Below are 4,195 nucleotides of genomic sequence, written 5' to 3'. Positions count from 1 at the left end.
ACCGGTGTGCACCGTCTGTACGAGATGCACCGCGACGGCACCCTGCTCTTCCCGGCGATCAACGTGAACGACGCCGTGACGAAGTCGAAGTTCGACAACAAGTACGGCTGCCGGCACTCGCTGATCGACGGCATCAACCGCGCCACCGACGTCCTGATCGGCGGCAAGACCGCCGTCGTGTGCGGCTACGGCGATGTGGGCAAGGGCTGCGCGGAGTCGCTGCGCGGCCAGGGCGCCCGGGTGATCGTCACCGAGATCGACCCCAAGGACATCATCATGGCCTCGGACATGGCCAAGATGAAGCACCAGGCGATCGTGGGCAACATCGGCCACTTCGACAACGAGATCGACATGGCCGGCCTGGCGAGCATCGAGGGCATCGTCAAGGACGAGGTCAAGCCGCAGGTGCACACCTGGACCTTCCCCGACGGCAAGGTCCTGATCGTGCTGTCCGAGGGCCGTCTGCTGAACCTCGGCAACGCGACCGGCCACCCGTCGTTCGTGATGTCCAACTCCTTCGCGGACCAGACGCTGGCCCAGATCGAGCTGTTCACCAAGCCCGAGCAGTACCCGACCGATGTGTACGTGCTGCCCAAGCACCTGGACGAGAAGGTCGCCCGCCTCCACCTGGACTCGCTGGGCGTCAAGCTCACCGAGCTCCGCCCGGAGCAGGCCGCCTACATCGGCGTCGAGGTCGAGGGCCCGTACAAGCCGGACCACTACCGCTACTGACGGCCACCGGCTGCGCCACCGCTTGATCCAGGCCCCCGTCCCCAGGGCGGGGGCCTGGCCCGTCCCGGCCCCTGCGTAGCCTCGTCTGCAGCCCCCTTCGCGGGACGCCCTGAGAGCCTGTGCCTGACGGAACCACTGAAGGACCCCCATGCCCCGCGGCCGCTACTCGCTGCACGACCCGCACGATCACACCCCCCTCGGTGAAGAGCACTTCCACTGCGCCACCGGCCCCTCCGGCTGGCGTTACGTCTCGCAGATCACCACCCCCTCCGGCGACCACGCCGGCTCCGTCGACCTCACCCTCGACGACCTCGGCCGCCCCATCCGCCTGCAACTCCACGCCGCGTCCTGGCAGGTGCGCGGCGCCGCGCTCGACGGCGTCACCTGGGTCCGTACCGACCCCTCCGGCGAGCACGCCACCGAAGGCAACGTCCCCGCCCACTCCTTCACCGGCGCGTCCCCCGCATTCCTCGTCGCCACCGCCCGGCTGCTGCGCCCCGCCCCCGGCTCCGGAGCCGTCCGCACCCGGCTCGTGGCCTTCACACCCCCCGTCCTCGCGCCCCGCACGCTCGACCAGTCCTGGGCCCTGGTGAACAGGACAGCACACGCCACTGACAACGGCCCGCTGACTGTGGACGAGTACCAGGTCAACGACCTGGAGACCGGCGAACAGCACGCCGTCCACATCGCCGGCGATGTCGTCCTCTCGGCCCCCGGCATCGAGCTCGAAGACCTCGAATCCCCGCCGTCGACCTTCACCACCGACGAGCCGGGTTTCTGAGCCGAGCCGCTTACTGAGCCGAGCCGCGGCCCGCTGTCAGCTCAGGCGGGCGGCGCGAACCCCGTCGCACGGCCGGCGTTGCTTTCCGGTACTGCCGGTACTGCCGGTACTGCGGGGCTTGCGGGGGCTGCGGCCTCGACCGCCCCCGCATCCGGCGCGGTCGCCCTCGCATCCGGCGCGGTCGCTCCCGCCGACCGGTGCGCTCCCGCCGACCTCTCCGCTCCCTCCGACCGGTCTGCTCCCGCCGACCGTTCCGTTCCGAAGGTCCGCCGCGCTTCCCGCCCCTGCCGTTCGGCCACCACCGCCGACAGATAGGCGGCCGGATGCACGCCCTGTGGCGGCACCGCCCCCGTCCACCCCACGAAGTCCTCGGCGAGCTGCCCGGCGATCCGCCACCCGACCTGCGGATCGAGCTGCCCCGCCCGCGCCAGGTACTGCCGTACGGTCAGCCACCAGCTGTCCGGTACGCGCGACAGGTCCAGCGCCCCGAGCTGCCCCATGAGCCACGGCGGCGGAGGCGGCAGCGCCGACCCGCCCTGCGGCACCGGTGTCCGCTCCCGTACGACGACCGTGCCCGCGAACACATCCCCCAGTCGCCGCCCGCGTGCCGACACCAAAGAGGCGATGCACGCCACGACACCCATCGTCAGCACGATCTCGATGGCCCCCATCGCCCCGCGCACCAGCGCGTGCCGGAACCGGATCGGACCACCGTCCTCGCGCACCACCCGGAGCCCGCACGCGAGCTTCCCCAGGGAGCGCCCGTGGCTCAGCGTCTCGACAACGATCGGCACCCCGACCAGTACGAGGACGAACGCCGCCACCGAGAGGGCCGCCAGCGCGGCCGAGTCCAGCGAGCCCGTTGCCGCGAACAGCGCCATGGAGATCAGGATGTAGCCGGCCCAGGTCACGGCGAGATCGATGAGCACCGCCAGCGCCCGGCTCGGCAGCCTGGCAGGCCGCAGCCCGAGTACGACCGCCTCACCCGTCACCAGTTCGTTCATCCCCGCCGTCCTCTCGCCTGCGTCCCCGCCCGCCCGCTGACGGCACCGCCAGTCTGCCAAGCCGATACGACAATGGGCCCAGTACGTTCATCATGAGCACCGAAACCGTCACATGGGGACGAGGAGCGCTACTGAATGGACCTCGATGTCTTCGTCACGGCGCACCGCGCCGAGTGGGACCGCCTCGACACCCTGGTACGCCGCAAGCGCCGTCTCTCGGGCGCCGAGGCCGACGAACTGATCACCCTGTACCAGCGCGCCACCACCCACCTCTCGCTGCTCCAGTCCACCGCTCCGGACCCCACCGTGACCGACAGGCTGACCTCCCTGGTCGCCCGCGCACGCAGCGCCGTGACGGGCGCGCGCAAGGCGTCCTGGCGCGACGCAGCCCGCTTCTTCACGACCTCGTTCCCCGCCGCTCTCTACCGGCTACGGCACTGGTGGATACCCACCGCGGTCCTCTCCACCGTCGTCGCGGCCCTCATCGGCTGGTGGATCGCCGCGCATCCGGAGGTCCAGGCATCCATCGGGGCCCCCGACGCCCTGCGGGAGATGACCAGACCGGGCGGCAAGTACGAGACGTACTACTCCAGCCACCCCGCCGCCTCCTTCGCGGCCCAGGTCTGGACGAACAACGCCCAGGCGGCCGCGCTCTGCCTGGTCCTCGGCGCCTTCTTGTGCGTGCCGGTGCTCTGGATCCTCTTCCAGAACATGCTCAATGTGGGGATCGGCATCGGCCTCATGGCATCCGCCGGCCGCCTCGACACGTTCCTCGGCCTGATCCTCCCGCACGGCCTGCTGGAGCTGACGGCCGTGTTCGCCGCCGGGGGAGTGGGCCTCAAGCTCGGCTGGACGGTGATCGACCCGGGCCCGCGCACCCGACGGAACGCCCTGGCCGAGGAAGGGCGCGCAGCACTGGGCGTGGCCCTGGGACTGGCCGCCGTACTCCTCGTCTCCGGAGCCATCGAAGGCTTCGTCACCCCGTCCGGCCTGCCGACCTGGCTCCGCATCGGCATCGGCATCGTCGCTGAGCTGGCGTTCTTCGCGTACGTCTACGGGGCCGGCCGCCGCGCTGCCCGAGCGGGGGAGACCGGCGACGTCGAGCGCTCCGACCGCGACGCCACACTGCCCACCGCCGCCTGAACGGCAGCCTCCGGAGCCGGGGAACGCCGGATGTGCACCGGACACCCCTGAGCTGCTAATCTCCTGTTCATCCGAGGAACCCCGTTGACACGGGCGACTCGGGGAGGTAGATTTTAACGGTTGCGGGAGCTGGACAAGCTACCCCACAGCAGCTAACATCTACTGCGCTCCGGCCGGAATTCGATTCGGCGGAGCCCTTCCGATCTCTTATCGGGAACGTCAGGTCGATCAAATCGGCGAAAGCGCTTCTGATAAAGTCGGAGCCGCCGAAAGGCGAAAGGCCAATCCAAAGGCCACCAGAAACAAAATTCGAGACAGCGTGCCAAAAGTCAACGCCAGATATGTTGATACCCCGTCTCCAGCATCAGCTGGGACGAGGTTCCTTTGAAAAACACAGCGAGGACGCTGTGAACGTCGGGACCTATTCCGTCCGGACGTTCCGCTCTCGTGGTGTTCAACCGGATTACCGGTAAACATTCACGGAGAGTTTGATCCTGGCTCAGGACGAACGCTGGCGGCGTGCTTAACACATGCA

General features: G+C 69.3%; 4 protein-coding genes and 1 rRNA gene. 4 read left to right on the top strand and 1 reads right to left on the bottom strand.

Translation table 11 applies throughout. From position 1 onward, the window contains the following. Positions 1–732 (top strand): adenosylhomocysteinase (locus tag IF04_RS0135260; protein WP_030267712.1); only part of this gene is annotated, 732 nt, incomplete at its 5' end. 148 nt (positions 733–880) lie between these two features. Beyond that, entirely contained in the window at positions 881–1,513 is a 633-nt protein-coding gene (locus tag IF04_RS0135255) for a hypothetical protein (protein ID WP_030267710.1), read from the top strand. Positions 1,514–1,554: 41 nt separating this feature from the next. On the opposite strand, the gene IF04_RS0135250 is transcribed toward IF04_RS0135255, so the two are convergent. After that, positions 1,555–2,517 (bottom strand): RDD family protein, encoded by a 963-nt coding sequence (locus IF04_RS0135250; protein WP_030267708.1) that lies wholly within the window; start codon positions 2,515–2,517, stop codon positions 1,555–1,557. 135 nt (positions 2,518–2,652) lie between these two features. Between IF04_RS0135250 and IF04_RS0135245 the strand changes: the two genes are divergently transcribed. Together IF04_RS0135245 and IF04_RS0135240 are read left to right on the top strand one after the other, a co-directional pair. Next, positions 2,653–3,660 (top strand): stage II sporulation protein M, encoded by a 1,008-nt coding sequence (locus IF04_RS0135245; protein ID WP_030267706.1) that lies wholly within the window; start codon positions 2,653–2,655, stop codon positions 3,658–3,660. Positions 3,661–4,136: 476 nt separating this feature from the next. Then, positions 4,137–4,195, top strand: a 16S ribosomal RNA gene (locus IF04_RS0135240); the annotation flags it as partial.

The organism is Streptomyces violens (assembly GCF_000717745.1).
Taxonomy (GTDB): domain Bacteria; phylum Actinomycetota; class Actinomycetes; order Streptomycetales; family Streptomycetaceae; genus Streptomyces; species Streptomyces violens.
The sequence above is the reverse complement of the archived record's forward strand: the minus strand, read 5'-3'. Positions and strand labels throughout refer to the sequence as shown.

Excerpts from the sequence above, each read along its gene's own strand:
- IF04_RS0135255 (WP_030267710.1), top strand. The coding sequence starts at position 881 with ATGCCCCGCGGCCGCTACTCGCTGCACGACCCGCACGATCACACCCCC.
- IF04_RS0135250 (WP_030267708.1), bottom strand. The coding sequence starts at position 2,517 with ATGAACGAACTGGTGACGGGTGAGGCGGTCGTACTCGGGCTGCGGCCT.
- IF04_RS0135245 (WP_030267706.1), top strand. The coding sequence starts at position 2,653 with ATGGACCTCGATGTCTTCGTCACGGCGCACCGCGCCGAGTGGGACCGC.